Source organism: Ornithinimicrobium cryptoxanthini (genome assembly GCF_023923205.1).
Taxonomy (GTDB): Bacteria; Actinomycetota; Actinomycetes; order Actinomycetales; family Dermatophilaceae; genus Ornithinicoccus; species Ornithinicoccus cryptoxanthini.
On the sequence record NZ_CP099490.1, the window covers coordinates 3,605,578 to 3,631,733 of the forward strand.

Consider the following 26,156-nt stretch of genomic DNA (forward strand, 5'->3'; position numbering starts at 1 on the left):
TCGAGCTGCCCGAGACCATGAGAAAAAGTGGAGCGCGGACCACGCCGCGACAAGACTGCGTGGAGGACGTGCGAAACCCCTACATTTTCGGAGGCGGGATCGTGCCCCAGCCGTCGGGGCCGGCCGAGCCCGCGGGGTACTCCTGCATCGGCACCTGATCGGCCTTCCACGCCGACAGCACCGGCTCCACGATGCGCCAGCAGTCCTCGGCCACGTCGCCGCGGATCGACAGCAGTGGGTCGCCGTCCAGGATCCGGCCCAGGACCTCGCCATAGGGCAGCATGCGCGAGTCGGCGAGCTTGGCGTGCAGCTCCTTCTGCTCCAGGTCGAACGGATCACCCTCGGCGTTGATCGACAGCGACAGGATCATCTCTGCGGGCTTGAGCTCGAGGATGAACTTGTCGGGCACGTCCGGGCCGTGCAGCCCATGCGGCAGGCTCGTCGGTGGCCGGAACTCGACCTCGATGCGCTTGCACGGAACGCCCAGCGCCTTGCCGCTGCGCAGGATGAACGGCGTGCCCCGCCACCGGTCGTTGTCGATCTCCACAACCATCTCCGCCAGGGTCTCGGTGTTGAGCGCGGGGTCCACCCCCTCCTCGGCGACATAGTCCGGCACGGACCGCGCACCGATCGTGCCGGCGGTGTAGCGCGCCCGCCGGGACGCCGTCACGGGGTCACCTCCCCAGACACGGGTGGCCGTCAGGACCTCTGCCTTCAGCGACCGCACCTCGTCCTCGTCCAGCGACGCGGGCGCCTCCATGGCGAAGAACGCCAGGATCTGCAGCAGGTGGGACTGGATCATGTCGACCAGGGCGCCCGCCTTGTCGTAGTAGCCGGCGCGCTCCTCCAGGGCGAGCTTCTCGTCATAGGAGATGACGACCTTCTCGATGTGCTCAGAGGACCAGACCGGCTGCAGCACACGGTTGGCGAAGCGGACGCCGAGCAGGTTGAGCACCGTGCTGCGACCCAGGAAGTGGTCGACGCGATAGATGCTGTTCTCCTCGACCACCTTGAGCAGCTGCACGTTGAGCGCCCGCGCCGACTCGAGGTCGGTGCCAAACGGCTTCTCCAGCGCGAGCCGCGTCTGGTCGGAGACCCCACGCTGCTCCAGCAGCTGACAGACCTGGACGCTGATGGCAGGGGGCAGCGCAAAATACAGCACGACGGGGTCGCCGACCGAGGTGAGCAACGCGTCGAGCTGGTCGGGCTCGAGCAGGTCGGCCTTGACGTAGACCGTGTCGGCGCAGGCCGCGTCCACCACGTCGGCGGGCGCCTGCACGGAGGCGAAGGCCGTGCGGACGGTGTCGGCCCACTCCTCCTGGCTCATATCGGCGCGGTCGGCGCCCACCACCCGCACCCGGCGGTCGGTCTCGACGGCCAACAGCGAGCCGAGGCCGGGCAGCAGCAGCCGACTGGTCAGGTCCCCGGACGCCCCCAGGATCAGCAGGGTGGTGGTGTCGTCCGATGACCCGGCAACTGCGGCGTCGCTCGGCTGGCTCGCGGGAGTGGTCTGCTCATCGCTCATCCGGCCAGTGTTCCAGCCCGCACCGACATGGTGCGACCCGGCAGTCTCGTCCGGCACCCCACCACCACCCGCTCAAGACAGTGTCGTATGCCGTCAGCTGGCTAACCCTGTCGGCCCACCAGCGCCAGCAGCTCCTGCGCCGGCGAGCTGTCCGTCCCGGTGGGCAGCGGCGGACCGAACCGGTGCGGTCGGTCGACGTCACTGACCAGCAGTGGCGCATAGCTGAGCAGGTCCTCGGCGAGCGGGCGTGGGATCGGACGCGTGAGGCGGCACGCGCGCCCGACGTCCCAGGCGTGGACGGTGATCTCCAGCGCCCCGGCAGCGGCGAGCAGCCCGGCCTGCAGCTCGGAGCCGCCGACCCGGAAGATCACCGGGGCCTGTGGTCCCATCCAGGACTCCATCAGCGCGCAGGCACGTGTCTGCAGTTGCGCCACCTGCTCGGCGACGGCCAGGTCGCTGGGCCCGAAGGCGGGTGGTTCGAGGATCGCGATGCCACCGACCACCGCCGCCTGCTCGAGCGTGCGCAGGGACGAGCCCATGTGGGTGAGCAGGTCAGCGAGGGTCCACGCCGCGCACGGTGTCGGCACATCTCCGGCGGTGGTGGCCGCCGCGACCAGCGTGCCCCGCGCATAGTCGACCGAGCGTTCCAGCAGGCCGAGCTCGGGCAGCGTCCCGACCGGCGCGGCGCTCACGGCACCGGGGTCTGGCTGTCGCTGACTCGCACGCGTGGCCCCGTCGAGCCGGGCGGCAACGACTCCGGGAGTCCGCACAGCGCAAAGAGCTGGGTGTCGAAGAACGCGCCGACGTGCGAGACCTGACGCTGGTCGAGGGTCAGCACCTGCAGATGGAACGGCTGGAAGGACCCGTCGGGCTGTTTCATATAGAGCCCGAACGCCGGCTGTCCGTTGGCGGAGGTCGGCAGCATGATCATCTCGTGCACCTGGCCGGGGCACTTCTGCGCGATCAGGCGCGAGATCGCCTCGGGGCCGGAGTACCACTCCGGGAACGGCGGCATCTCCCAGACCGCCTGGTCGGTGAACATCGCCACCAGCGCCTCGACGTCCTTCTCCCAGAACGCCGTGACATAGCGCTGCAGCAGCTCCTCCTGCTCGGCGTCCAGCGGCTCAGGAGCCTGGTCGCGCTCCAGCTGAGCGGCCCGCACCGCGGCCCGCGCCCGCTGCAGGGCACTGTTGACCGCAGCCGTCGAGGTGCCGACCGCCTCCGCGACCTCGGCGGCCCGCCACTGCAGCACGTCCCGCAGCACGAGGGCGGCGCGCTGGCGCGGTGGCAGGTGCTGCAGGGCCGCGATGAAGGCGAGGTGGACGCTCTCGCGCTGCTCGGCCGCGTCCTCGGGGCCGCTGCCGCCCATCGAGTCGGGCAGCGGTGAGAGCCACGGCACCTCACCAGGCTCGGACAACGGGGTGTCGGGGTCCGAGCTGGGCTGTCCCAGCCCGGTCGGCAGGGGTCGTCGGGCGCGTCCCTCGAGCGCCGTGAGGCAGACGTTGGTGGCGATCCGATAGAGCCAGGTGCGCATCGACGAGCGGTCCTCAAACTTGTCATAGGCCCGCCAAGCGCGCAGATAGGTCTCCTGCACCAGGTCCTCGGCGTCGTGCGCCGAGCCGGACATCCGATAGCAGTGCGCCAGCAGCTCGCGGCGGAACCCCTCGGCACGCGTCATGAACTCGTCGGTCCCCGTGCTCGGGCCAGTGGTGCTCATCGACTGCCCTTCCCTCGTCCAGTCAGTATGCCGCGCAGCCGGCTCGGTGCGCTCGGTGAGGGTTGACCGGTCGGCCCGGCAGAACTCATCGGTGGGCCAGTGCGATGTCCACCGGACCCGTGGACATCAGGACAGTAGCTGCTCCACGTGGGACGCGACCGCCAGCAGGTCCTGGTCGCCACCGGTCCGCCCGATCAGCTGCACCCCCAGCAGGGTGCCCCCAGAGTCTCGCCAGGGCAGCGAGATCGCAGGGTGTCCGGAGAAGTTGAACGGCATCGTCAACCTGGTCAGGGAGAGCTGCACGGTCACCAGGTCGCCGTCGACCTCCACGTGCGAGACCTCGGGGGCGGTGGCGGGGATCGCCGTCGTCGGACACAGCAGCACGTGGCAGTGCGCCAGCGCCGCGTCCACCTGGCGGCGCCACCTCACCGTCAGCTCGCGCGCCACCGTCAGCTGCTCGTCCGTCCGCGCCAGACCGGCCTCGAGGCGGAGCCGCACATCCGCGGGCAGCTCACGGCCGTGCGCTCGCAGGGTGGGGAGGTTGGTGGCGAGGGCCTCGGCTCCCAGCACGGCGATCTGGGCGCCTGGGATGTGTCGTGCCAGATCGAGCTCGACCGGAGTCAGCTCGACCCCGGCACGGTCCAGCACCGTGAGCGCCTCACCCAGCGCCGCACGGATCGGCGCGCTCAGGCCCTCGTCGAAGTAGCCCCCGAGCAGGCCGACCCGGATCCGGCCCTGCGGCTCCTGCGGCAGCTGCCACGAGTGCCAGCCAGCGAGGGTGCCCACGGCGGCAGCGACGACTTCGACGGAGCCGGCGAGCGGGCCGATGTGGTCGAGGGTCGGCGACAGCGGGTGGCAGCCTTCGAGGCTGACCAGCCCGCGCGTCGGCTTCAGCCCGACGACCCCGCACAGCGCGGCCGGGATGCGGATCGAGCCGGAGGTGTCGGTCCCGAGCGTGAGCGCTGCGCTGCGCTCGGCGACGGCCACCGCCGAGCCGCTGCTCGAACCACCGGGGATAGCACCAGGGGAGGCAGGGTTGCGTGGGACGCCCCAGTCACTGCTGGTGCCCGTGGCGCCATAGGCGAGGGCGTGCAGGTTGGTCGTCCCGCGGATCGTCGCTCCCGCAGCCCGCAGCGCGTGCACGGCGGGAGCGTCGCGGACCGCGGGACCAGCGCGGTGCGCCCGCGTCCCGGCCGTGACCGTGCAGCCCTCGACGTCCAGCAGGTCCTTGATGCCGACCTCGAAGCCGGTGAGCCGTCCACCGGGGTGCACACGTGGAGCGTCGAGCACCGTGATCCAGGTCGGCGCCTCGCGGGCCACCACCGGCAGAGCCGGCGGCGTGGGGAGCGGCCGGCGTCCGGCCCAGCTCAACTCCGGCAGACCACCTGGACGCTCAGCGTCCATCGAGTGGGCGTCAAAAGCGCGCAGCGTCTCCAGCGTCGCCTCGTCCTGACGATGTCGCTGCTCCAGTTCGTCGGCCGAAGAGAGGAGGGTCAGGCCGAGCGACTCGGCGCGCTCTCGCAGCTGCGACAAGTTCCTGCTGACCAGCGCCGCCACTGGTCAGCGGCCCCCGGTGCGTCCACCACCGTGGGTGAGCATGCTCAGCCGTGCTCCGTGCCGACCTGAGCGGTCCGACGCAGCGCCACCTCGGCATACCAGGCAGCGGCGTCCGGGACGACGACGTCGTCAAACTCCGCCCTCGGCGAGTGGTTGGTCGGTGCGTTGCGATAGTCCTGCGCCGGGCAGGCACTGACGAAGAAGTAGGCACCGGGCACCTCGTTCAGCACGAACGACATGTCTTCCGAGCCCATCTCGGGGGTGGGGCGGTCGACATACTGCTCGGGGCCGAACAGGTCCTCGACGGCCCGGCGAGCGAGCGCATACTCCCGCTCGTCGTTGATCGTCGCGGGATAGGCCTCCGTCGTCCACATCCGCGCGGTCTGCCCATGCGCGGCGGCGACGTGGTGCGTGACGCGCTCGATGTTGGCCAGCGCCAGCTCGCGGGTCTCGGGCGAGAAGGTGCGCAGGGTCGCGGACAGCTCGCCGGTGTCGCCGATGATGTTGTCCTTGGTGCCGGCTGCGATGCGCCCCACCGTCAGCACCACGGTGTCAAAGGGGTCGAAGCTGCGGCTGAGCATCGTCTGCAGCGCCAGCACGATCTCGCACAGGACCGGCACGGGGTCGAGCGAGAAGTGCGGCTGCGACCCGTGACCGCCCCGACCGGTCACCTCGATGTGCACCGTGTCGGCCGCCGCCATGATGGCGGTCGGCCGCGAGAACCACTGGCGCAGAGGGAACTCCGAGGACGAGACGTGCATCGCATAGGCCGCCTCGACCGGCCGGCCGGCCGCGGACAGCAGCCCCTCGGCCAGCATTGGCTCAGCCCCGCCCGGTCCCTCCTCGGCGGGCTGGAACATCAGGACGACGTCGCCCGCCAGCTCATCGCGCAGTCGGTGCAGGATGCGCGCGGCACCGACCAGGGAGGCCGTATGCAGATCGTGCCCGCAGGCGTGCATCTGTCCGACGTGGGTGGACTGGTAGTCCAGGTGGGCCAGGTCCTCGGTCACCGGCAGGCCGTCCATATCGCCGCGCAGGAGCACGACGGGACGGTCGGTCCGGCCCTCGGGAGGCGGCGCGGTGCCACGCAGGACGGCCACGACCGAGGAGAGCCCCTCGCCGGTGGTGATCTCCAGGTCGAGGCCGGCCAGCTCGTCCAGCACCTTCTGCTGGGTCAGCGGGAGGTGGAGCCCCAGCTCCGGGATCTGGTGCAGCTCACGCCGGAGGGCGACCAGCTCGGGTCGCAGCTCCTCGGCGATCTCACGGGTGCGCATAGCCCCCATCCTGACAGCACCGGGTGTGGCTCAGTTGACCCGTCCGTAGCCGGAGACGCCGGAGAAGATGTTGCGCTTCTGGACCGGGATGCCGGGCTTGCCCGAGTCCCAGATCTGCCCGCCGCCGGCATAGATGCCGACGTGGTAGGCGGGGGAGCCCCAGAAGACGAGGTCGCCGGGCTGCGGGCTGCTGACCGGGGTGGCGTAGGACTGCTGGGCGGCGGCGGAGCGCGGGAGGCTGATGCCGAGCTGGCCGAAGACATACTGCGTGTAGCCGGAGCAGTCGAAGCCGGTGCTCGGGCTGGTGCCGCCGTAGCGGTACATGATGCCCGCGTACTTCTCAGCCTCGGCCAGGATCGCGCTGCCCGAGACGTTGTCCGTCGGGTCCTCGGTGACGAGCACGCTGCCGGCCACGTAGCGGCTCGCGGAGGTCTGCAGCCAGCCGTTGCTGGTCAGCGTCCCGGTCAGCTCGGTGCCCTTGGCGTGGCCGCCGACGACCGAGTGGCTCGTGCTCGGGCCGGAGCGCACGTTGACACTGGTCCGGGTGTAGCGGGTGACCTCGGTGCTGGACTCCGGCGGGGTCGACACGAGCACCGTGCCGGCGACATAGCGCCCGTTGCCGATGTGCAGCCAGCCGTTAGTCCACGTGCCGGTCACCTTCGTACCCTTGGGGTAGCCACCGACGACCGAGTGGCTCGTGCTCGGGCCGGAGCGCACGTTGACGCTGGTGCGGGTGTAGCGGGTGACGTCACCGGAGGACGGCGGCGTGGAGACCAGAACACTGCCTGCGACATAGCGGCCGTTCCCGAGGTGCAACCAGCCGTTGCTGGTCCAGGTGCCGGTCACCTTCGTGCCCTTGGCGTAACCGCCGACGACCGAGTGGCTCGTGCTCGGGCCGGAGCGCACGTTGACGCTGGTGCGGGTATACATCGTCACGCTCAGGACGTTGTCCATCGGCAGCACGACCGGGGTAGCCGGGACCGGCACAGTCGGGGCGGCAGAGCTGGGTCCGGCGGTCAGCAGCGGGACCGCGAGCGCGATCGCCAGCGCGGTCGTCAGCGCGCGCCGCGGACGGCAGGTGACCACCGGCTTGGGCGTGGTGGCGCGGACAGAGCTGTGGCAGGGCAGGGACGTGGGCATAGGGCAGTCCAGAGTGTCAGAGGCGATGAGGATGGCCGGGGGCCACCACCAGTGAACCCAAACCCCGCGAGTGAACGCAAGTTGCGTCATACACCGTTGTGCACGCTGTGTTGCGCCATCTGCCCGTGATGTTGCTCACAACACCGTTGTGGTTCTGCAGGTCAGGGCGACGGGTGGGGCGGACGGGTCGAAGTTGCCAGAAATGTGCCCGTCTCGGGGGCCGCGCAGCGATTCTGCGCGCGTCGCGCGGTCACAATTGCAGCTGGAGGCGCAGCGCTTCGTCGACCGCAGCCATGAGGCACATGCGCGGCGTGACGGCGGCCGGTTGGGGAACTACCGCGGCCCGCCGCGCGGCGCTGGCTGCACCTCAGTCGCGGGTCTCGACCAGCCCTGCGGAGGCCAGGTCCGCCACGACCGGGGTCAGGGCGTCCATCAGGTCACCGTCCGGCGCACCGTGCCGTTGCGCGAGCGCCACCGCCAGGTCGGACAGCTCGATCCAGTCCCTCGAGAGCTCACGGATGCTGTGTGCGAGCGCGCTCACCCGCAGGATCTGGCCGTCCCACAGGACCACCGCCTCGTCTCCGCGCACGACCTCGTCCAGGACCTGCTGGGCCCGCACCCTCACCGCTGCCTCCCGCAGATCTCGTCGACCAGCGGCCGCAGGTCCTCGGCCGCACCATAGGTCACCCGGCGGACACCGCCGGTGGACTCCAGCACCTGCGCCAACCAGGTCAGGGGTCGCTCGGTCGCCATGAAGCCCGAGGTCTCCGGCGCGATCTCGGTCAGTGCCTCCAGGGTCTCCAGCGTCGTGATCTCCGGCGGCTCCTGCCGGTCCGGCTCCCGGCGCAGCACCAGCACCCCCGCGGCCCAGGCCGGCACCGGCGGCGCGACCAGGTCCAGGGCGGATGGGGCCACCTCGTCCTTGATGCCCGACCAGTCGGCGCGGCGGGTGGAAATCGGCTTCAGATAGGGCGCGATCGTGCCGTCTCTGCGGATGCCGACCGTCTCGTCGCTCAGATAGGCACGCTCGGGCCCCAGCACCCGACAGGCCGTCGACTTGCCGGTCCCTCCGGGGGCGATGAAGATCGCCGCCGCCCCGGTGTCCCGGTGGGACAGGGCTCCCGCGTGCAGCATCAGCAGGTCTCCGGTCCGCTCCGCGATCACGGCCCGCGTCACCTGCTGGGTGAGCCGCTGCAGCAGCATCCGCTCGTCGGTCCCGCGCAGCACGCCATCCGACAGCGACTCCCGCGGCATCTCCTCGAGCAGCTCAACCTCGACGGTGACGGGCGCGCCGGCCGACTCCCGTGCGCCGCCCTCCCGAGCATCATCAACCCGTGCGCCACCGACCCGGCCGGCCAGCTCGGCGACGGCCAGGTGCCAGCGCTCGGCCACGGTCTGGGCAAACTCCTCGGCCTTGGGGCCCCCGGAGACCAGGATGTCCACATCCGTGTCGAGCACGTGCAGCGGCACGACGGCGGTCTCCATGGGCCACAGCCTAGAGAGCGAGGCGGCGGGACGTGCCACTGCCACCTGACGCCACGTAACCTAGTGGGGTGGACATCTCTGCTGCACTCACCGGCTGGCTCGTGCTCGCCGCCGTCCTGGTCGCCAGCGGCGTCGGCAAGCTGCGCCACCCGGAGGGGACGGCCGAGGCCTTCGTCGCGCTCGGCGTGCCGGATGCGCTGAACCGGTCGTGGATCGTCAGGGCGCACCCGTGGGCGGAGATCGCCCTGGCGGCCCTCCTCCTGGCGCTGCCCCACCCGGCCTCCGTGGTCGCCGCAGTCCTCACGCTCGGCCTCTTCACGGCATACCTCATCCTGGTATGGCGGGTGGTCGCCTCCGGTGAGGAGGCCTCCTGCAACTGCTTCGGCTCGGTCGGGTCCAGCACCGTGGACTGGTGGACCGTGGCCCGCAACGGGCTGCTGGTCGCGGTCTCGCTGCTGGTGCTCGTCGATGCAGCTCTCGGCGGCTCCGCGATCGCCCGGTTCGGTGACCTCGGCGAGGGCTGGTGGTGGGTGGTCGGCCTGGTCGTCGCCGCCGCCGTGACCTATCTGGTGACGCGCGAGGGCGCGAGCGAGCCGGAGGCGGTCGAGGGCTACGAGCCGGAGGAGGACTACCTGCGCCTGCCGATCCCGGACGTGCCGGTGCGCACCGAGGATGGCGACGAGCCGGTCTCCCTGCGCGACCTCGCCGCCGAGCGTGCCCAGGTGCTGCTGCTGCTCAACCCCGGCTGCGGCCCCTGCAAGATGATCACCGGCAAGCTCGCCGACTGGGCCCGCGCGGTCCCCGAGATCGACTTCCGCGTGCTGCACGCGATGAGCCACGACAACATGCGCCAGATCACGCCCCTGTGGGAGCCGTTCTATGTCGAGGAGGTCGGTGGCGCGGTCGGCAGCGTCTTCGGCAACCCGGGTCGTCCCTCGGCCGTGCTGCTGGGCATGGACGGGCTGCTCGCCGGTGGCCCGGTCCAGGGCATGACCGCCGTCGAGCAGCTGGTCGCGGACATCACACAACAGATCGCGCCCGCGCGCGAGGCGCTCGCCGAGGCCGAGGCTGCCGCCGCCGAGACGGAGCGGCTCGAGGCTCAGGCGCAGTGGCAGGCGGCTGAGGGTGCCCCTGAGGGTGCCGCCGAGGATGCCGCCGAGGATGCCGCCGAGGACTCCACCCACGAGCCCGCCTCCGGCCCCGCGTCCGGGGCCCGCTGAGTGGACTGGCTCACCGAGGGACCGTTCTGGATCGCACTGACCGGGTTGTTCCTGATCGGGATGGCGCGCGGTCAGGGGACCTACTGGATCGCCCGCGTCGTCACCGAGCAGACGCTGCGGCACACGCACCCCGTCGAGGGCTGGCGGGCGAGCGTGCACCAGTGGCTGCAGGGCGAGGGCACGGCGCGGGGTCGGCAGGCCATCGAGCGGTGGGGCCTGGTGATGATCCCGCTGTGCTACCTGACCGTCGGCTTCCAGACCCTGGTGCTCGCCGCGGCCGGCCTGCTGCGGATCAGGTGGCCCATCTTCACCCTCGTGCAGATCCCGGGGGCGCTGGCGTGGGCGCTGCTCTATGCCACGATCGGCTTCGCGATGTGGGCGGCTGCAGCGGCTGCGCTCGCCGGCTCGCCGCTCATGCTGGCTGGGTTGATCGCCATACTCCTGGTCGTGGTGGTGACGATCGTCCTGTCGCACCGGCGCAGGGATCCACACCTGGGGTGAGTGTCGGCATCAGGTGGCACCATCTGTCGTATGCCGTCTCGCACCTCGTCCAGGCCCGCTCCCGCCGCGTCCCGCGCCAGTGACGCGCACGACGTCATCCGGGTCCGCGGTGCGCGGGAGAACAACCTCAAGGACGTCAGCGTCGAGATTCCCAAACGGCGCATCACCGTGCTCACCGGGGTCTCCGGGTCGGGCAAGAGCTCCCTGGTGTTCGACACCATCGCCGCGGAGTCCCAGCGGCTGATCAACGAGACCTACAGCACCTTCGTCCAGGGGTTCATGCCGTCGTTGGCCAGGCCCGACGTGGACGTGCTCGAGGGGCTGACCACGGCGATCATCGTGGACCAGGAGCCGATGGGTGCCAACCCTCGCTCGACCGTCGGCACCGCCACGGACGCCAACGCCATGCTGCGGATCATCTTCAGCCGGCTCGGCACGCCCCACATCGGCAGCTCCAACGCCTTCTCCTTCAACGTGCCGACCGTCCAGGCCAGCGGCGCCATCACCGTGCAGAAGGGCGAGCGGACCATCGCCAAGAAGGCATCCTTCAACCAGACCGGCGGCATGTGCCCACGCTGTGAGGGTCGCGGTGCGGTGAGCGACTTCGACCTCACCGCGCTCTTCGACGAGGACAAGTCACTGGCTGAGGGCGCGCTGACCGTCCCGGGCTACACGATGGACGGGTGGTACGGCCGGATCTATCGCAGCTCCGGCTTCCTGGACGCCGACAAGCCGATCAAGGACTACACCAAGCGCGAGCTCCACGACCTGCTCTACAAGGAGCCGACCCGGATCAAGGTCGAGGGCATCAACGTGACCTTCGAGGGGCTGGTCCCCAAGATCCAGAAGTCGTTCCTGAGCAAGGACCGGGAGGCGATGCAGCCGCACATCCGGGCGTTCGTGGACCGGGCCATCACGTTCCAGACCTGCCCGGACTGCGACGGCACCCGGCTGAGCGAGCAGGCCAGGTCGGTGAAGGTCAAGGGCATCAACATCGCCGACGCGTGCGCGATGCAGATCAGCGACCTGGCCGAGTGGGTCGCCGGCCTGGACGAGCCGTCCGTGGGGCCGCTGCTGGAGTCGTTGCGAGACACCCTCGACTCGTTCGTGGACATCGGGCTGGGCTATCTCTCCCTCGAGCGACCTTCCGGCACGCTCTCGGGTGGTGAGGCGCAGCGCACCAAGATGATCCGCCACCTCGGGTCGCCGCTGACCGACATCACCTACGTCTTTGACGAGCCGTCGATCGGGTTGCACCCGCACGACATCCAGCGGATGAACGAGCTGCTCGTCCAGTTGCGCGACAAGGGCAACACGGTCCTGGTCGTCGAGCACAAGCCGGAGATGATCGGGGTCGCCGACCATGTCATCGACCTGGGACCGCTCGCGGGGAGCGAGGGCGGGCAGGTCATGTTCGAGGGGACCGTCGAGGGGTTGCGGGCCAGCGACACGATCACGGGTCGGCACATCGATGACCGGGCCACGCTCAAGGAGTCGGTGCGGGAGTCGGCGGAGAGCCTGCAGATCCGCGGCGCGTCGACCCACAACCTGCGAGACATCGACGTCGACATCCCGCTCGGGGTCCTGACCGTGGTCACCGGCGTGGCCGGCTCGGGCAAGAGCTCGCTGATCACCGGCTCGGTCTCGGGCAGAGACGGCGTCGTCACCATCGACCAGTCCGTGATCAAGGGCTCGCGACGCAGCAACCCGGCGACCTACACCGGCATGCTCGAGCCGATCCGCAAGGCGTTCGCGAAGGCCAACGGGGTCAAGCCCTCGCTGTTCAGCGCCAACTCCGAGGGCGCCTGCCCGACCTGCAAGGGCGCGGGCGTGATCTACACCGACCTCGGCATGATGGCCGGCGTCACCACCACCTGCGAGGACTGCGGCGGCAAGCGGTTCGACGCGTCGGTGCTGGAGTTCCACCTCGGTGGTCGCGACATCAGTCAGGTCCTGGAGATGTCGGTCGTGCAGGCCGAGGCGTTCTTCGGCGAGGGTGACGCACGCACCCCCGCGGCCCACAAGATCCTGCAGCGCATGGTGGACGTGGGACTCGGCTATCTCACGGTGGGCCAGCCGCTGACCACCCTCTCCGGTGGTGAGCGCCAACGGCTGAAGCTGGCGGTCCACATGGGCGAGAAGGGCGGCACCTACGTCCTGGACGAGCCCACCACCGGGCTGCACCTGGCGGATGTCGAGCAGCTGCTGGCGCTGCTGGACCGCTTGGTGGACTCCGGCAAGTCCGTGATCGTCATCGAGCACCACCAGGCCGTCATGGCGCACGCCGACTGGATCATCGACCTCGGCCCCGGCGCTGGTCACGACGGTGGGCAGGTCGTCTTCGAGGGCACCCCGGCAGCACTGGTGAAGGATGGCTCCACCCTCACCGGGCAGCACCTGCGCGACTACGTGGCATGAGTGCGTCCGGCGGTCCCGAACCGGCCGATCCACCCCCGGCGCTGGTGCCATCCGCGCGACCGCCGCGTGCCCCAGCCAACTCGGCACTGGTCGACGCGGTCCGCGAGGCACTCGCTGCGGCAGGTGATCCGGTGCGGGCGGTGGGACAGCAGCGATACATGAAGTCGCAGCTGCCGTTTCGTGGCCTCACCACGCCCCTGCTGCGGTTGACGCTGCGACCGATCCTCAGCGACTCGGCATACATCTTCGACGATCGGGCCGTGTGGGAGGCGACGATCCGGATGCTGTGGGACCAGGCGGCCTATCGGGAGGAGCGATATGCCGCGCTGGCGCTCGCGGGCCACCGACGTTCGAGGCCGTTCCGCGACGTGGAGGCACTGTCCCTGTATGCCGACCTCGTCCAGTCCGGCGCCTGGTGGGACCTGGTCGACGACCTGGCGACCCACCACGTCGCCGCCGTGCTGCAGAACGACCCAGCGCGGGCCACACCCATCGTTCGCCCGTGGGCGACCGACCAGGACATGTGGCTGCGGCGCACCGCGATCCTGTCCCAGCTGCCGGCGAAGAGTGCCACCGACACCGCACTGCTGGAGCACGCCCTGACTGCCAACCTGCCGGGGAGCCGGTTCGGTGCGGAGTTCTTCATCCGCAAGGCGATCGGCTGGGCGTTGCGCGAGCACGCCAAGACCGATCCCTCGTGGGTGCTGGAGTTCGTCGACGCTCATGAGCTGAGTCCGTTGAGTCGACGGGAAGCGCTTAAACACCTGCACCGGAGCCGCTGAGCCAGTGAGCCGGCGGGAAGCGTTGTCGCATTGATGCTTAGCGATGTGGGTGTCGATCGGCAACGGCCGACTGCTCGCGCTCGAGTTGAACGTCAGTGCCGCACCAGGGACTCGTGCCCCCGCTGTCCACAGGTTCGGACGTGCCCCATCACCATGTTCGAACATATGTGCTATCGTAAGCCTTAGTTGGCAGGACTGGACGTGTGGGAAGGGGGTAGTGATGTCGACCGAAGTGTTAGCGGACCGGCTGGAGCGGTTGTTGACTGCTGCTCCTGGGCTGGAGCTGGGTCGAGACGGGCTCTGGCGTGGGACCTGGCCGTTGCCGCCCATCGTGCCGGAGCCGGCGGAGGAGACAGCCTCGCAGTCCGGGGACGCACCCCAGCGTGACGACGCGGCTTCGCGGACCGCCGACTCGACACCACCCGAGGACGCTGAGCAGCGGCTGCGGGCGGCGTTGACTGACCTCGGTGTCGAGCCTGGGGCGGCGGAGGCGTTGACGCGTGCGTCGCTGGCCTGTGCGACCGTCGCCGAGCGGCCGAGCACGTCTGAGGCCCCGCAGTTGGTGGAGCGCGGCAGTGACCTGCTGAGGGCGATCGAGTCCCTGACCGGCGTGGCCGGGCACCTGGAGTCGGTCGTCCTCTCGGCGACGAATCAGTTGACCTGGGTGCACGGCAAGTTGCTGCTGCTCGAGAAAGGCGCGACCAGCTCGGACGACCTTTCTGCTTCCCAGCAGGAGCTGTGGCGTGCGCGGGCGAAGTCGAAGACCTGCGCAGAGATCGAGGCAGGCATCGGGTGGGGTGTCAGCGAAGTCCGCGACCTGGTCTCGGTCGCCAACGCCGCACCCGAGGTCGCCGGCCCGGTCCACCACTCCCTGAGGTGTGGTGAGTCGTCCTGGCGGTTGGTGCGCCGCTACTACCGGGCCTGCACCGGCATGGCTCACGAGGACGGGGCCGCGATCGCCAACGGCTTCTTCGGCACCGACCCAGGCGCTGCGGTCACCGAACGCCTCGACTCCGCCGGGAGCTTTCTGGGTGGCCCGTGGCGGCACAAGGAGTTCTACCGTGCCCTGAAACGCGAGATCGCCCGGGTCAACGCCCAAGACCCCGAGAAGCAGAAAGAGGCTGACGCTGCCGCGAAAGCCAACGCCGACACCCACCTGATGCTCGATGAGAACGGCACCGGCACCTTCATGATCGGGACCACCCCTTTAGAGGGGACCGCGATCAACGAACGGATCGACGCCGCCGCCCGTAGGGCCCGCGCCCTGGGCGACCCACGCAGCCAGCGTCAGCTCCGGTGCGCGATCGCCACCGCCCTCCTGCTGAAAGGGACAGTCGACCTCTCAGCCATCCCCGACGACCCCGACCAGGTCACCATCGAACAGTCCGAACAGCTGGCCCGGGTCCTGTCCGGGCTACCGCCGGCCACCCTCGATGTCATCGTCCCCCTCACCACCCTCCTCGGCACCGACCCCGCAGGGACCCCGATCCCGGCAGCGTTCGCCGCCCAGCACGGCACCACCGGCAGCACCGAAGGTCCCGGGGGGCCAGGCGGGCCGGGTTGCACCTGCACCTGCACCTGCGAGGCCACCGCGAAGACGCCCGCGGACCCACCAGGTCCCGGCCTGGGGGGACAACCCTGTCCCGACCCCGCCGCTCACCACCACCGCGACCGTCCGGGCCCCAGCGCTGACGGGGCCCCACCCGACCAGCAAGCCCCGAACCACCCTGATGCCGGCCCTGATGCTGATGCTGATGATCCCTACGGCCTGGTCGATGAGCAGATCCGCCTACCCGATGTCGGTGTCGGTGAGGTCGTCGGGCGCGACTCACTGTTCCTGTCCCCGACACAGGTGCGTGACCTGGCCCTGGTGCCCGGCTCCACGCTGCACCGCCTGCTGACCGACCCGGCCACCGGCCGGTGCCTGGAACGCTCGATCACCGCCTACCGCTTCGATGCGACGATGCGGGCCCAGATCATCGCCGCTGACCGGTTCTGCCGCGCCCCCGGCTGCGTCAAACCCGCCAAGATCTCCCAGCTGGATCACGTCCAGGAGTACGGCACCACCGGTGGCCACACCTGTGAGGCCAACGCGATGGCCCTGAGCACTACCCACCACGACAAGAAGACCAAGAAAGACGTCGACGCGATCATCAACGCCGACCGTGACGTCACCTGGACCACGTTGTTGGGCCGGATCTACACCACCAAGGCCTTCGATTACAACCAGTACACCAAGCTCCTGACCGCGGCGAAGACCCAGATCGACCAGGAGATCGCCGCAGGAGCCACGAAGGGCGACGCGATCGACGCCGCGATCTACCAGGCCCTGTCCTACCGGCCCCCCGGATCACCCTTCGAAGCCCGCGAAGACAACCCCGGGTTCGAGGACGACTTCACCGGCTGGGACCAGATCACCCTGACCCACACCGGCCCCGACGGACAACGGGCCTACCGCCCCGCCCCCGACACCACCCGAGCCGAACACGAGCGCCATAGGGCCACCCGTAGCGACCACGACGAGCCCACAGACGCCGACGCCGGTGACCCGAACTGTGACGAGCAGCAGGCAGGTGACCAGCACGACAGCGAGCAGCCGCACGACCGCGGGCAACACGACCGCGGGAAGGACGCCGGCGGCACCGGACAAGGGCCCTGGTCCAGGCCCCACGACGACCCACCGCCGTTCTAATCCTGGCGGGGTTGTCCCCGCCTATGGGCTACTCCCCAGCAGGTCTCAGCCTGGCCGTCCCGTCGCCGACCACGATCGCCGTGTCCGGGCAGACTGGCCCCGCGAGGACGACCTCGTGGCCTGCAGCGAACCGGACGGTGACGTCGCCCGGAGTGCAGCCATAGTCCAGGATGACCACCCCGGCCTCGGCCTCGGTCTCGATGGTCACGTTCTCGTCTCCGGTCAGCACCGTGAAGCCACCGGGTCCCTCGTTGACGATCTGGAGGTCGCCGGCGTCGCTGCAGGCCGACAGGCCCACCACCAGTGCCGCGCCCAGGAGACTGCAGGCAGCCAGCCGCGCGGCACGTGCCGGGACGCTCACCTGTCGGGTCAACTGATCCATGCCCAGAACCATAGGCAGGAATCAGCGCTTCGATCCCCGAACTCACAAGACCTCCACAGAACCTGCACGACCCCGCTGAGCAGTCAGTCGTGGCTCGGCGCTTCCTCGGCGTCACCGGCCGCGTGCCGAGCCAGGACGTAGAGCAGGTCGCTGAGCCGGTTGAGATAGACGAGCACGTGGTCCGAGACGGCCGCGCCCTCGCGTGCCGCCCGGATCGTGTGGCGCTCGGCTCGCCTTGCCACGGTGCGCGCCAGGTCGAGCGCCGCCGACGCCCGGGTCGCCCCCGGCACGATGAACACCGGCCGCAGCGGTCGATCAGCCACCAGTCGGTCGATGGTGCGCTCCACCTCGTCAACCATCCCAGCACCGACCTCCGACACACCTTCGGTGAGCCGGTCGCGGGCCCGGGGGTTGGTCATCAGGTCGGCCCCGACGACAAACAGGTGCCGTTGCAGACGCAGCACCAGCTCTGCCAGCTCCGGGTCCTCCAGCGCCTCGCGGGCCACGCCGAGAGCGGCCACGGCCTCGTCAACGTCTCCGCACGCGTCCATGACCGCGTCGTCCTTGCCCACGCGACCGCCGAAGAGCCGTCCGGTGGTGCCGTCGTCACCGGTCTTGGTGTAGATGCTCGATGCCTCGCCCGTCATGTCTCCTCCAGGTTGCTTGGTCGGCTGTCCACGCGGTCACCAGGGTTGCGGTTCGGCATAGAACTCCTCCGTGTGCAGCCGCCCCGGACTCGCGCCAAGGTCACGGACGGTCTGGACGGTCGCCGACACAAGTCCCGGGGCGCCGGCGACAAAGACCTCGTGGCCGGACAGGTCCGGTTGCAGCTGGGGCAGCACCTCCGGCACCCGGCCGGCCGGCGGCGGTCCGTCCTCACGGGTCAGCGTGCGCACGAACGTGAAGTTCTCATGCTCACGGGCCCAGCCCGTGAAGCGGTCCCGGTCGATCACGTCCGCCTCCGTGCGCCCCGAGAAGAGCACGGTGAACGGGACGGGGACGCCACGGCGCACCGCCTCCTCCGCGAGTGCTCTGATCGGCGCCACACCAGAACCACCGGCCACGCACAGGATCGGTGTCGGCGAGTCCGGGTCGGCGACAAAGCTGCCATAAGGCCCCGAGACCAGCAGCGTCTCGCCGACCGGCACCTCGTGGGCCAACCAGGGACTCGTCGCCCCCTCCGGCACCGTGGTCACCAAAAGGGTGATTCGCCCGGCGACGTCAGGGGCGTTGGCGATGGAGTAGGAGCGGACGGGGACCCGGTAGTCCGCGTCGCCGACCAGCACATACTGGCCCGGCAGGAAGGACATGGGCTCTGCGACGGGAGCCAGCTCGAGCTCGACCACGACGGGCGTGCGGTGCTCGCGGGACACGACGACGAACTCCTGGTCATCGACCGGAGCAGCGGCCAGCGGAGCCATCAGCTCCTCCTTCCGTCGGCCATCAGTATCCCCGATCCGTAGGCTGGACCGGTGGCCCCCAGCGACAGACCCGACCCGCGCGGCACGGCCGAGGACGAGCGTCAGAACTCCGAGGACCGCGAGGACGAAGCCCACGCCCTGGTCCGCGCCGCGGCCAGCCGCTTGTATGCCGAGGCACCAGCTGACTTCATCGCGACCCGGACGGCTCTGGTCAAGGAGGCGAAGGCAGCCGGGGCCAAGGACGTTGCCAAGGAGATTGGTGCGCTGCGCAAACCGAGCGTGGCCGCGTGGTTCATCAACCAGGTCGCGCACGCACAACATCCCGTCATCGCCGAGCTGGCCGATCTCGGGGCACGGCTGCGTCAGGCCACCTCGACGCTCGATGCGGCGGCCATCACCAGCATGCGCGGCGACCGAGACGCGGTGCTGGCTGACCTGGTGCGCGCTGTCCATGAGGTCGCAGACGACCAGGAGCAGTCGGTCAGCGCCTCCGTCGAGGCCGAGGTGCGTGACACCGGCATCGCCGCGCTGGCTGACGAGGCAGCCGAAGAGGTCCTCCGGTCGGGCACCATGACCCGGGCCCTGGCCTATGCCGGCTTCGGAGAGGTGGACCTGTCCCAGTCCGCGGCCACGACCAGCACCGGCGTGGTGCTGACCTCAATCCCCGGTGGCCGGAAGAAGTCCGACAAGGCTGAGCGTGCCCAGCAGGCGAGTGACGCGCCTACTGCTGAGGAGGACACCACTGACGAGGTCGAGGTCGAGGAGGACTCAGAGGCAGCTGAACTGGCCGAGGTCGAAGAGGACTCAGAGGCAGCTGAACTGGTCGAGGACGAGAACGAGTCAGGCGACGGTGACGACCACGACGTCGAGGACAACGAGGACGACGAGGACAGCGAGGACGACGATGACGGCGCAGACGCTCTGGCGGAGGCAGCGGCTGAGGAAGAGCACGAGCGCCGCATCGCCCAGGCGGAGCAGGCCGTCGACAGTGCGAGCCGGGAGATCGGCCGACGCCGCGCGGCCCTCGATGCGGCCCGCAACCGCAGCGACGCCACCCGGCAGCGCATCCAGAAGCTCGAGGCGCAGCTCGAGCGGGCCCGCGCCGACGACGACGATGCCCTGGACAAGGTCAGCCAGGCAGTCGCCGCCGCCAAGCGCGCCGAGGCCGACCTAAAGACCGCCCGCGCCGCCCTGTCCGACCTGAGCGAGCAGGCCGAGCAGACGCCGCAGCCCGAGCCGACGGAGTGACGTGACGGCGCTCAGCACCCACCCCGGGTTGTCAGCCGAGCAGTCGCGGCTGCTCCATCTGTGGCTCCCGGACGCGACGATCCGCCACGACCACGGGTGGGATCTCGGGATTCGCTCCGTGCTCGAGGTGAGTCAGCGGGGCACACGGTTCATCGTCAAGGCAGGCTCTGCCGATGACCACCACATGGACCGCGAGATCACGGCACACGAGCGGTGGCTCACTCCCTGGGCCTCGCGCCACCGGGCACCCGAGCTCGTCCACGCCGACCGTCCGGTGCGGCTGCTGGTGACGACCTTCCTTCCCGGACACCTCGTCCTCGACACCCCGGCACAGGACGACCCCGACGTCTTCCGGCAGGCCGGGGAGCTGCTCTGCCAGCTGCACAGCCAGCTGTCGGTCGCCGATGCCGACGCTGAGGCCCGCGAGAATGCCCGTTCCCTCGCCTGGCTCGACAGCGACCACAGGATCACACCGCAGGTCGAGGCGCAGCTCCGGGCCGAGATCCGGTCCTGGCCCACCCCGCCGTCGGTCCTGGTGCCGACCCACGGCGACTGGCAGCCACGCAACTGGCTGAGGCATGCGGGACAGGTCTGCGTGATCGACTTCGGTCGAGCAGCCCTGCGACCGGCGATGACCGACCTCGGCCGACTCGCGGCCCAGGACTTCGCGCGTGACCGCGGGCTGGAAACGGCCTTCCTCGAGGGTTATGGATCGGACCCGCGCGAGCCGGCGGCCTGGCACCGCACCCGCCTGCGCGAGGCCATCGGGACGGCGGTCTGGGCGCACCAGGTGGGAGACGCTGGGTTCGAGGCCCAGGGCCACGCGATGATAGCCGCGGCGATGACCCCGATGGCGTTGTGACCCAGGTCATTTCGTAGAATGGAGGTGGACGCCGGAATGGCTCCGGCTCCGTTGGAAGGAGTCTGGCAATGACTGCCGAAACCGCCCGCCTGCTCGATCGCATCCGACTGCAGGACGGCACCAATCAGGACGATCTCCCCTTCCTCGAGCGGACCCTGGCCCAGCTCTTCACCCAGCTCGGCGGCCGCTTCGACGCCTCGCAGGTCGACATCGCGATCCGGATCAAGGACCGGGACAAGCCGGGCATGCGCACCTCGCTCGAGCTCAACGTCCACGGCCTGCCCCCCATGATCGGCACCTCGCACCTGACCGACACCAAGGACGCGGTCAACGACGCCGAGGCCAAGGTGATCTCGCAGCTGCAGACCGCCGTCGACCGTCGCAGCGAACGCCACTGACGATCTCGCCCGGAGGCGCCGGGTGCGAGTGGACCACAGTCGGTCGGAAGTTGCCTGCACAAGCTTCTGCGTGACGCCCCTGCGGCACTAGCCTGACCTCACCACCGTCCTGGCCGCCGGCCCGGAGCACTTCGACCGACGAACGGGAACCCATGAGTGAGCAGGTCACGTGCCACATCGACGGGCAGATCGCCCGCGTCACCCTGAACCGGCCGGACAAGCTGAACGCCCTCTCCCTGGGCATGCTCGGCGACCTCACCGAGGCGGCGCACGAGCTGCGGGGCCATCGGGACGTCCGCGCTGTCATCCTCAGCGGCAACGGCGAGTCCTTCTGTGCCGGACTGGACTTCGCCTCGGCCCTGAGCAACCGGACCGACCTGGCCAAGGCGTTCGTGCCTCGCCCCTGGCGGGGGACGAACACCTTCCAGGAGGCGTGCTTCGGTTGGCGCCGGCTCTCCGTCCCGGTGATCGCAGCCGTGCACGGCAACTGCCTCGGCGGGGGCCTGCAGATCGCGCTGGGCGCAGACTTCCGCATCACCACCCCGACGGCGAGATGGTCTGTGCTGGAGGGCAAGTGGGGCCTCATCCCCGACATGGCCGGCATCCGGCTGCTGGCCGACCAGGTCGGCATGGACCAGGCCAAGCTGCTGACCATGACCGCCCGCGTCATCGACGGCTCGGAGGCCGTCGCTCTCGGTCTGGCCACCCAGGTCGCCGACGACCCGGCGCAAGCCGCCGAAGAGCTGGCCGAGGAGCTGCTCGCCAGATCCCCGGACGCCCTGGCTGCGGCCAAGCGGCTGTTCGAACGCAGCTGGACCGCTGGTGCGCGGGCGACCTTCGGGCGGGAGCGCCGCGAGCAGCTGCACCTGCTCCGCGCGCCAAACACCGCCCGCGCCCGGCGAGCCGCCTTCCAGGGGGAACGCGCCGAATATCGCGAACGCGCGCGCCGCTAGGCCACCTGGGTCAGGATGGGGTGGTGAGACTCCTCATCTTCGGCGGCAGCGTCTTCCTCTCCAAGGCCGTGGCCAAGGCGGCCCTGGCCCGTGGCCACCATGTCGCGTGTGTGTCCCGTGGCGACAGCGGCTCGGTGCCCAAGGGCGCCCAGCACATCATCTTGGACCGCTCGGAGGAGACGAACCCCGCTGCCGGCTCTTGGGCCGGCCTGGCCTCGCACGACTGGGACGCCGTCATCGACGTGGCCCGCACGCCAAGCTGGGTGCAGACCGCGCTGACCGCCCTCGCCGACCGGGTCGCCCACTGGACGTTCGTCTCGTCGATCAGCGTCTATGCAGACCTGTCCGCGCCGGGGGGCACACCAGGCACGACTCCCCTGTTCGAGCCCGCCGAGGACGACCTCGACGACACCAGCAACCCGGAGGCCTACGGTCGCAACAAGGTCGCCTGCGAGCAGGCCGTGCAGCAGGCTATGGACGGTCACAACCTCATCGTGCGCCCCGGCCTGATCATCGGGCCGGGTGACCCGAGCGGGCGCTACACCTATTGGCCGCTGCGACTGTCTCGCGGGGGTCGGATCCTGGTGCCGGAGCCGCAGGACGCCCCGTCACAGGTGATCGATGTCCGCGACCTGGCGGAGTGGCTGGTCGGCGCCGCCGAGCAGCAGCTGACTGGCGTCTTTGACGCGACCGGGCCGAGCGTGTCCTTCCAGGACCTCCTCAAGGAGACGGCCAGGGGCATCAGCGAGCTCGCCGAGGACGAGCGAGGGAGCCACCTGCTCAACCGGCTTGTCTGGGTCGACCCGGACACCCTCCTGGCCCACGATGTCCGCCCATGGGCCGGCCCCCGCTCGCTCCCCCTGTGGCTGCCGGCACAGGAGTATGCCGGGATGTGCGACCGCGACATCAGCGCCACCCTCGCTGCTGGTCTGGCCCCTCGGCCGCTGTCCGAGACGGCGCACGACACCTTGCGCTGGGTCACGAGCAGGTCCGGTGCCCGCAAGTCCGGTCTGACCTGGGACGAGGAGCAGGACGTGCTCTCCTCGCTCAAGGACTGAGAGTCGGGAGGCCCGGAGCGACCTCGTCACCGACGCGCAGTGACCCTGAACCCATCGGGACCAACCGGGTGCCGAACCAGGTCTTGCCGCCCCACCTGCGGTGCCGGGCGAGGGTGGCGGTCGGCTCCTTGCCAGAGACGAGCTCCTCAGGGTGGATCGTGGCCATCACGCACCGGTCGCAGGTCTCGGCGGTGCGGAACTCCACCCCACCCAGGCGCACCGTCGACCACCCGTCCTCGGCGAACGGCTCGTCCCCGTCGATGACGACGTTGGGCCGGAAGCGGAGCATGCTCAGGTCTGGGTCCTCCTGCGCCCACTCCGCCCCGATCCACTCCCGGAGCCGGGTCAGCGAGGCGCGCGAGGTCAGCAGGAGCGGCCCGGCATCAGCCAGGGACAGCACGTCCCCGTCCTGGCCGCCGTGGGCACCGGAGACCCGGCGCACCGCGGGGTCCTCCTGCCAGACCAGACGCAGCGGGCGGCCCACCCGCTCGGCGATCCACCAGTTCACGTCCTCGTCGGCGGGGTTGGCGAACCCCTGGCGCGCGTGACTGACGGGCACCGGGCCGAGCCCGAGCGGGGTCTCAACCGGGATGCTCTGCCCGTCGCGGTCGTGGATGCGGATCGTGTCCTCGTCGATCTGCTCGGCCCGCAACCCGAGCAGCGCATGCTCCTCACGGGCGGTGACCTTCTCGCCAGCCTCGTCGACGAGCGCCCAGCGACGATCACCCGCCAGTCCCCAGGGCTCGACGACGGCCTCGTCCAACCGGTCACCGGCCAGTGACTTGACCGGATAGATCTGCAGGTCAGTGACGCGCACGTCGGGACCTCAGGCGGCCGGACCGGGCAGCGCGCCCTCGATCGCTCGGACGACCTCATCGGACTCCGGCTCGACCCGCGAGCGGAACCGTGCCACGGGCTCACCGCTCGGCGCAATCAGCCACTTCTCGAAGTTCCACCCCACGTCCCCCGCCGTGCCCTCGGCGTCCGCGACGCGAGTGAGCTCGGCAAAGAGGGCGTGCTGGTCCGCGCCGTTGACCTCGACCTTGTCCATCATCGGGAACGTCACGCCATACGTCGTGGCGCAGAAGGTCTGAATCTCCTCGGCGGTGCCCGGCTCCTGCCCGCCGAACTGGTTGCAGGGGAAGCCGATGACGGTCAGCCCGCGCTCGGCATACGTCTCCTGCAGCCGCTCCAGGCCGGCATACTGCGGCGTCATGCCGCACCGCGAGGCGACGTTGACCAGCAGCAGAGCGCGTCCGGCATGGTCACCCAGGGAGGTGGGCTCTCCGTCCAGGGTGGTCAGGGGGATGTCATAGAGGCTCACAAGATCACGATACGTCCCGGGTCGGCCGGGACCGCGACGGCTGCGGTATGCCGAGGCGCGGCGAAGCGGGCCTGCTCATCCGAAGTTCTGCCCCTCGCCGCGATAGGTCGGCACCGACTCGACGAGCTCCGCACCACGCACCAGGTGCACGGTGTCGAAGCGCTCGAACAGCTCACCGGACTTCGCGTGCCGCAGCCAGATCCGGTCACCCAGCGCCACCGCGTTGGCGGCATCGCCATGGACGGGCGTCTGCACCTCGCCGGCCCCCTCCGCGCGGAGCAGCTTGAGGCCACGCGGGTGCAGGACCGACGGCACCCGCGACCTGCCGGGCGGGCCCGAGGCGATGTAGCCGCCGCTGAACCCGGTGACGAAGCCTGGTCCTGGCCGTCGGACCACCGGGATGGCGTATGCCGCGGCGTGGCTCGGCGTGAAGGACCGGTAGCCGTCGAAGAGGGTGGGGCCGAGGAGTCCGCTGCCCGCAGCGAGCTCGGTCACGACCGGGTCCGCCCCGGTGACATGCAGGCTGCCGGTGCCACCACCGTTGACGAACTCCAGCTCGGTGACCTCCCGGGCCGCGGCGACCACGGCAGCACGACGGACCAGCAGCTCCTCTGCCGAGCGACGCTTGACCCAGCGCACGGCAGGAGAGCTGTCCGGCAGGCCGGCGATCTGGGCGTCATAGAACATCAGCCCCACCACGGTCAGTCCGCGGTCGCGGGCGGCCCTGGCCAGCGAGGCCACCTCACCCGGGTCGCGCAGATAGGAGCGGCGGACCCCGAGGTGGGCGGTGAGCCGTCCCCGGCCGAACCGCAGCGAGGAGTCGACATCGAGGGCGACCCGCAACGGATGCTCTCCGGCCGCCGACGCCAGCAGGTCGAGGTGCTCCATGCTGTCGATCGTCAGCGTGATGCGCGAGGCCACCACCGGGTCCGCCGTAATCTCCCGCACGGCTGCCGTGTCGACCGTCGGATAGGCGACGAAGACGTCCTCGATCCCGGCGTCACCAGTCTGAGCCCGAGCAGCCCCAGCCCCAGCAGTCCCAGCCCCAGCCCCAGCGCTGGGGCGAGCGAGCCACAGCGCCTCGCGCACGGCATACGCCATCACGCCGGCGAAGCCGGGCTTGTCCAGCGCCGCCTGGATGAGGGAGCGGACCCGCAGGCTCTTGGACGCGACGCGGATGGGGGTGCCCCCGGCCCGCCGCACCAGGTCAGCCGCGTTCGCGTCGAAGGCATCCAGGTCGACCACCGACAGTGGCGCCGTGAGGCCGGCGGTGGCCTCGTCCCAGGACTCCATGGGATCGACTCTAGGACGCGCTGGGTCGCTGGGAGCGAAAACCAGGTGGCACCGTTGCCGACCCCGTGCCAGCCTCGAGACCATGGACGCGGCCGACTACTACACCGGGATCGTGGCCGAGGGCTATGCGCTGCTCAAGGGCACCCACTTCCCCGCCGACCGCTATGCCGACCTCATCGCGGCCTCCGGGGAGCCGGCGCTGGAGCTCGGCTGTGGCGACGGCGACCCGCTCCTGGAGCTGCGCCGGCGTGGTCTCGAGGTGGAGGGCGTCGACTCCTCGGCGGACATGCTCGCGCGGTGCGCTCAACGGGCCGCGGCGGCCGGGCTGGAGGTCGTCACCCACCACCAGCGGATGGAGGACCTGGACCTCGACCGACGGTTTGCGACCATCTTCCTGGCGGGCCCGACCTTCACCCTGCTGCCCGACGACGACCTGGCCCGTCGCGCCCTCGCCGCGATCCGGGAGCATCTCACCGATCGCGGGGTCGCAGAGATCCCGCTGTGGGTCCCGCCGCCCAGGGACGACTTGGGGGCCTCCCGTCGCGTCCAGACCCAGGACGGGACCATGGTGGCGTTCACTGCCCTGTCCGAGGAGTATGACGTCACGCACCGCACGCGCACGACGCACGTGCGTTACGAGCGGTGGGCTCGGCAGCCCTCCGAGACGGTCGAGGTGGCGGAGCGGGACTGGGTGATCCACTGGCACACCCAGGAGTCGTTCGGCGTCCTCGCACAGGAGGCCGGGCTGCAGGTGGTCGCCATGACCGACCTGGACGGCACCGCGGTCACCGGCGACGAGGAGCAGTTCGTGGTCACCTTGACGCGCTGAACAACGGCCCCCTCCGTCCGGCCGGCTCCGATGGCGCCCGCGGGCGTGAATGTCGCCCGCAGACCCAGATGAAGCCC

General features: G+C 70.3%; 25 protein-coding genes. 11 read left to right on the forward strand and 14 right to left on the reverse strand.

Translation table 11 applies throughout. From position 1 onward, the window contains the following. Positions 1–79: 79 nt before the first annotated feature. The 8 genes from NF557_RS16670 to NF557_RS16705 all read right to left on the reverse strand — a co-directional run bounded on the left by NF557_RS16670 (position 80) and on the right by NF557_RS16705 (position 8,698). Positions 80–1,525 (reverse strand): glucose-6-phosphate dehydrogenase, encoded by a 1,446-nt coding sequence (locus NF557_RS16670; protein WP_252620893.1) that lies wholly within the window; start codon positions 1,523–1,525, stop codon positions 80–82. 101 nt (positions 1,526–1,626) lie between these two features. Then, positions 1,627–2,217, reverse strand: a complete 591-nt coding sequence (locus NF557_RS16675; RefSeq protein WP_252620894.1) for a maleylpyruvate isomerase family mycothiol-dependent enzyme — start codon at positions 2,215–2,217, stop codon at positions 1,627–1,629. Further along, the gene (locus tag NF557_RS16680; protein ID WP_252620895.1) at positions 2,214–3,242 is read right to left on the reverse strand and encodes a sigma-70 family RNA polymerase sigma factor; all 1,029 of its coding nucleotides are present in this window, start codon (positions 3,240–3,242) and stop codon (positions 2,214–2,216) included. The genes NF557_RS16675 and NF557_RS16680 overlap by 4 nt, the downstream gene beginning before the upstream one ends. 126 nt (positions 3,243–3,368) lie before the next feature. Next, positions 3,369–4,775, reverse strand: coding sequence for an amidase (locus NF557_RS16685; RefSeq protein ID WP_252620896.1), 1,407 nt, complete (start codon positions 4,773–4,775; stop codon positions 3,369–3,371). Between the two features lie 68 nt (positions 4,776–4,843). Next, positions 4,844–6,073, reverse strand: coding sequence for a M20 metallopeptidase family protein (locus NF557_RS16690; RefSeq protein ID WP_252620897.1), 1,230 nt, complete (start codon positions 6,071–6,073; stop codon positions 4,844–4,846). 30 nt (positions 6,074–6,103) lie between these two features. Continuing rightward, a complete protein-coding gene (locus NF557_RS16695) occupies positions 6,104–7,213 on the reverse strand; it encodes a C40 family peptidase (protein WP_252620898.1) in 1,110 nt (369 codons plus the stop codon). A gap of 367 nt (positions 7,214–7,580) precedes the next feature. Then, on the reverse strand, positions 7,581–7,838 hold the full coding sequence (locus tag NF557_RS16700) for a hypothetical protein (protein ID WP_252620899.1): 258 nt from the start codon (positions 7,836–7,838) through the stop codon (positions 7,581–7,583). Further along, positions 7,835–8,698 carry a hypothetical protein gene (locus NF557_RS16705; RefSeq protein WP_252620900.1) on the reverse strand — a complete coding sequence of 288 codons (864 nt, stop codon included), beginning with the start codon at positions 8,696–8,698 and terminating at the stop codon, positions 7,835–7,837. Before NF557_RS16705 ends, NF557_RS16700 begins: the two co-directional genes overlap by 4 nt. 68 nt (positions 8,699–8,766) lie before the next feature. Here NF557_RS16705 and NF557_RS16710 point away from each other — a divergent pair, with 68 nt between their 5' ends. The 5 genes from NF557_RS16710 to NF557_RS16730 all read left to right on the forward strand — a co-directional run bounded on the left by NF557_RS16710 (position 8,767) and on the right by NF557_RS16730 (position 16,311). Continuing rightward, on the forward strand, positions 8,767–9,918 hold the full coding sequence (locus NF557_RS16710; RefSeq protein ID WP_252620901.1) for a MauE/DoxX family redox-associated membrane protein: 1,152 nt from the start codon (positions 8,767–8,769) through the stop codon (positions 9,916–9,918). Next, a complete protein-coding gene (locus NF557_RS16715; protein WP_252620902.1) occupies positions 9,919–10,419 on the forward strand; it encodes an SNARE-associated domain-containing protein in 501 nt (166 codons plus the stop codon). It abuts the gene before it with no gap. A gap of 30 nt (positions 10,420–10,449) precedes the next feature. Then, positions 10,450–12,837 carry an ATP-binding cassette domain-containing protein gene (locus NF557_RS16720; RefSeq protein WP_252620903.1) on the forward strand — a complete coding sequence of 796 codons (2,388 nt, stop codon included), beginning with the start codon at positions 10,450–10,452 and terminating at the stop codon, positions 12,835–12,837. Beyond that, entirely contained in the window at positions 12,834–13,619 is a 786-nt protein-coding gene (locus tag NF557_RS16725) for a DNA alkylation repair protein (protein WP_370584417.1), read from the forward strand. The genes NF557_RS16720 and NF557_RS16725 overlap by 4 nt, the downstream gene beginning before the upstream one ends. 220 nt (positions 13,620–13,839) lie before the next feature. Next, the gene (locus NF557_RS16730; RefSeq protein WP_252620905.1) at positions 13,840–16,311 is read left to right on the forward strand and encodes an HNH endonuclease signature motif containing protein; all 2,472 of its coding nucleotides are present in this window, start codon (positions 13,840–13,842) and stop codon (positions 16,309–16,311) included. A gap of 28 nt (positions 16,312–16,339) precedes the next feature. Here NF557_RS16730 and NF557_RS16735 read toward each other — a convergent pair whose 3' ends face one another. The 3 genes from NF557_RS16735 to NF557_RS16745 all read right to left on the reverse strand — a co-directional run bounded on the left by NF557_RS16735 (position 16,340) and on the right by NF557_RS16745 (position 18,114). Next, the gene (locus tag NF557_RS16735) at positions 16,340–16,693 is read right to left on the reverse strand and encodes a hypothetical protein (protein WP_252620906.1); all 354 of its coding nucleotides are present in this window, start codon (positions 16,691–16,693) and stop codon (positions 16,340–16,342) included. An 83-nt stretch (positions 16,694–16,776) separates the two neighbouring features. After that, a complete protein-coding gene (locus tag NF557_RS16740) occupies positions 16,777–17,340 on the reverse strand; it encodes a cob(I)yrinic acid a,c-diamide adenosyltransferase (RefSeq protein ID WP_252620907.1) in 564 nt (187 codons plus the stop codon). Positions 17,341–17,376: 36 nt separating this feature from the next. Then, positions 17,377–18,114 carry an FAD-binding oxidoreductase gene (locus NF557_RS16745; RefSeq protein WP_252620908.1) on the reverse strand — a complete coding sequence of 246 codons (738 nt, stop codon included), beginning with the start codon at positions 18,112–18,114 and terminating at the stop codon, positions 17,377–17,379. Between the two features lie 51 nt (positions 18,115–18,165). Between NF557_RS16745 and NF557_RS16750 the strand changes: the two genes are divergently transcribed. The 5 genes from NF557_RS16750 to NF557_RS16770 all read left to right on the forward strand — a co-directional run bounded on the left by NF557_RS16750 (position 18,166) and on the right by NF557_RS16770 (position 22,633). Next, the gene (locus NF557_RS16750) at positions 18,166–19,362 is read left to right on the forward strand and encodes a hypothetical protein (RefSeq protein WP_252620909.1); all 1,197 of its coding nucleotides are present in this window, start codon (positions 18,166–18,168) and stop codon (positions 19,360–19,362) included. 1 nt (position 19,363) lies between these two features. Continuing rightward, complete coding sequence (locus NF557_RS16755) at positions 19,364–20,224, forward strand: phosphotransferase (RefSeq protein WP_252620910.1); 861 nt, start codon at positions 19,364–19,366, stop codon at positions 20,222–20,224. A gap of 68 nt (positions 20,225–20,292) precedes the next feature. Beyond that, positions 20,293–20,622 (forward strand): hypothetical protein, encoded by a 330-nt coding sequence (locus NF557_RS16760; protein WP_252620911.1) that lies wholly within the window; start codon positions 20,293–20,295, stop codon positions 20,620–20,622. Positions 20,623–20,774: 152 nt separating this feature from the next. Beyond that, positions 20,775–21,575: a crotonase/enoyl-CoA hydratase family protein gene (locus tag NF557_RS16765; RefSeq protein WP_252620912.1), complete on the forward strand. Its 801-nt coding sequence runs from the start codon at positions 20,775–20,777 to the stop codon at positions 21,573–21,575. A gap of 23 nt (positions 21,576–21,598) precedes the next feature. Then, positions 21,599–22,633, forward strand: a complete 1,035-nt coding sequence (locus NF557_RS16770; protein WP_252620913.1) for an NAD-dependent epimerase/dehydratase family protein — start codon at positions 21,599–21,601, stop codon at positions 22,631–22,633. Here the strand turns inward: NF557_RS16770 and NF557_RS16775 are convergent. The 3 genes from NF557_RS16775 to NF557_RS16785 form a co-directional block, all read right to left on the reverse strand. After that, positions 22,623–23,450, reverse strand: coding sequence for an MOSC domain-containing protein (locus NF557_RS16775; RefSeq protein ID WP_252620914.1), 828 nt, complete (start codon positions 23,448–23,450; stop codon positions 22,623–22,625). The two genes, NF557_RS16770 and NF557_RS16775, sit on opposite strands and share 11 nt — an antisense overlap. 9 nt (positions 23,451–23,459) lie before the next feature. After that, positions 23,460–23,957, reverse strand: a complete 498-nt coding sequence (locus NF557_RS16780; protein ID WP_252620915.1) for a glutathione peroxidase — start codon at positions 23,955–23,957, stop codon at positions 23,460–23,462. Between the two features lie 75 nt (positions 23,958–24,032). Further along, positions 24,033–25,250, reverse strand: coding sequence for an alanine racemase (locus NF557_RS16785; RefSeq protein ID WP_252620916.1), 1,218 nt, complete (start codon positions 25,248–25,250; stop codon positions 24,033–24,035). Between the two features lie 82 nt (positions 25,251–25,332). On the opposite strand from NF557_RS16785, the gene NF557_RS16790 reads away from it, so the two are divergent. After that, positions 25,333–26,079, forward strand: a complete 747-nt coding sequence (locus NF557_RS16790) for a class I SAM-dependent methyltransferase (RefSeq protein WP_252620917.1) — start codon at positions 25,333–25,335, stop codon at positions 26,077–26,079. Positions 26,080–26,156: the final 77 nt, after the last annotated feature.

Coding starts and splice junctions, on each gene's coding strand:
- NF557_RS16670 (WP_252620893.1), bottom strand. CDS start 1,525: ATGAGCGATGAGCAGACCACTCCCGCGAGCCAGCCGAGCGACGCCGCA.
- NF557_RS16680 (WP_252620895.1), bottom strand. CDS start 3,242: ATGAGCACCACTGGCCCGAGCACGGGGACCGACGAGTTCATGACGCGT.
- NF557_RS16690 (WP_252620897.1), bottom strand. CDS start 6,073: ATGCGCACCCGTGAGATCGCCGAGGAGCTGCGACCCGAGCTGGTCGCC.
- NF557_RS16695 (WP_252620898.1), bottom strand. CDS start 7,213: ATGCCCACGTCCCTGCCCTGCCACAGCTCTGTCCGCGCCACCACGCCC.
- NF557_RS16705 (WP_252620900.1), bottom strand. CDS start 8,698: ATGGAGACCGCCGTCGTGCCGCTGCACGTGCTCGACACGGATGTGGAC.
- NF557_RS16720 (WP_252620903.1), top strand. CDS start 10,450: ATGCCGTCTCGCACCTCGTCCAGGCCCGCTCCCGCCGCGTCCCGCGCC.
- NF557_RS16725 (WP_370584417.1), top strand. CDS start 12,834: ATGAGTGCGTCCGGCGGTCCCGAACCGGCCGATCCACCCCCGGCGCTG.
- NF557_RS16730 (WP_252620905.1), top strand. CDS start 13,840: ATGTCGACCGAAGTGTTAGCGGACCGGCTGGAGCGGTTGTTGACTGCT.
- NF557_RS16735 (WP_252620906.1), bottom strand. CDS start 16,693: ATGGATCAGTTGACCCGACAGGTGAGCGTCCCGGCACGTGCCGCGCGG.
- NF557_RS16740 (WP_252620907.1), bottom strand. CDS start 17,340: ATGACGGGCGAGGCATCGAGCATCTACACCAAGACCGGTGACGACGGC.
- NF557_RS16745 (WP_252620908.1), bottom strand. CDS start 18,114: ATGGCTCCGCTGGCCGCTGCTCCGGTCGATGACCAGGAGTTCGTCGTC.
- NF557_RS16760 (WP_252620911.1), top strand. CDS start 20,293: ATGACTGCCGAAACCGCCCGCCTGCTCGATCGCATCCGACTGCAGGAC.
- NF557_RS16765 (WP_252620912.1), top strand. CDS start 20,775: ATGAGTGAGCAGGTCACGTGCCACATCGACGGGCAGATCGCCCGCGTC.
- NF557_RS16785 (WP_252620916.1), bottom strand. CDS start 25,250: ATGGAGTCCTGGGACGAGGCCACCGCCGGCCTCACGGCGCCACTGTCG.
- NF557_RS16790 (WP_252620917.1), top strand. CDS start 25,333: ATGGACGCGGCCGACTACTACACCGGGATCGTGGCCGAGGGCTATGCG.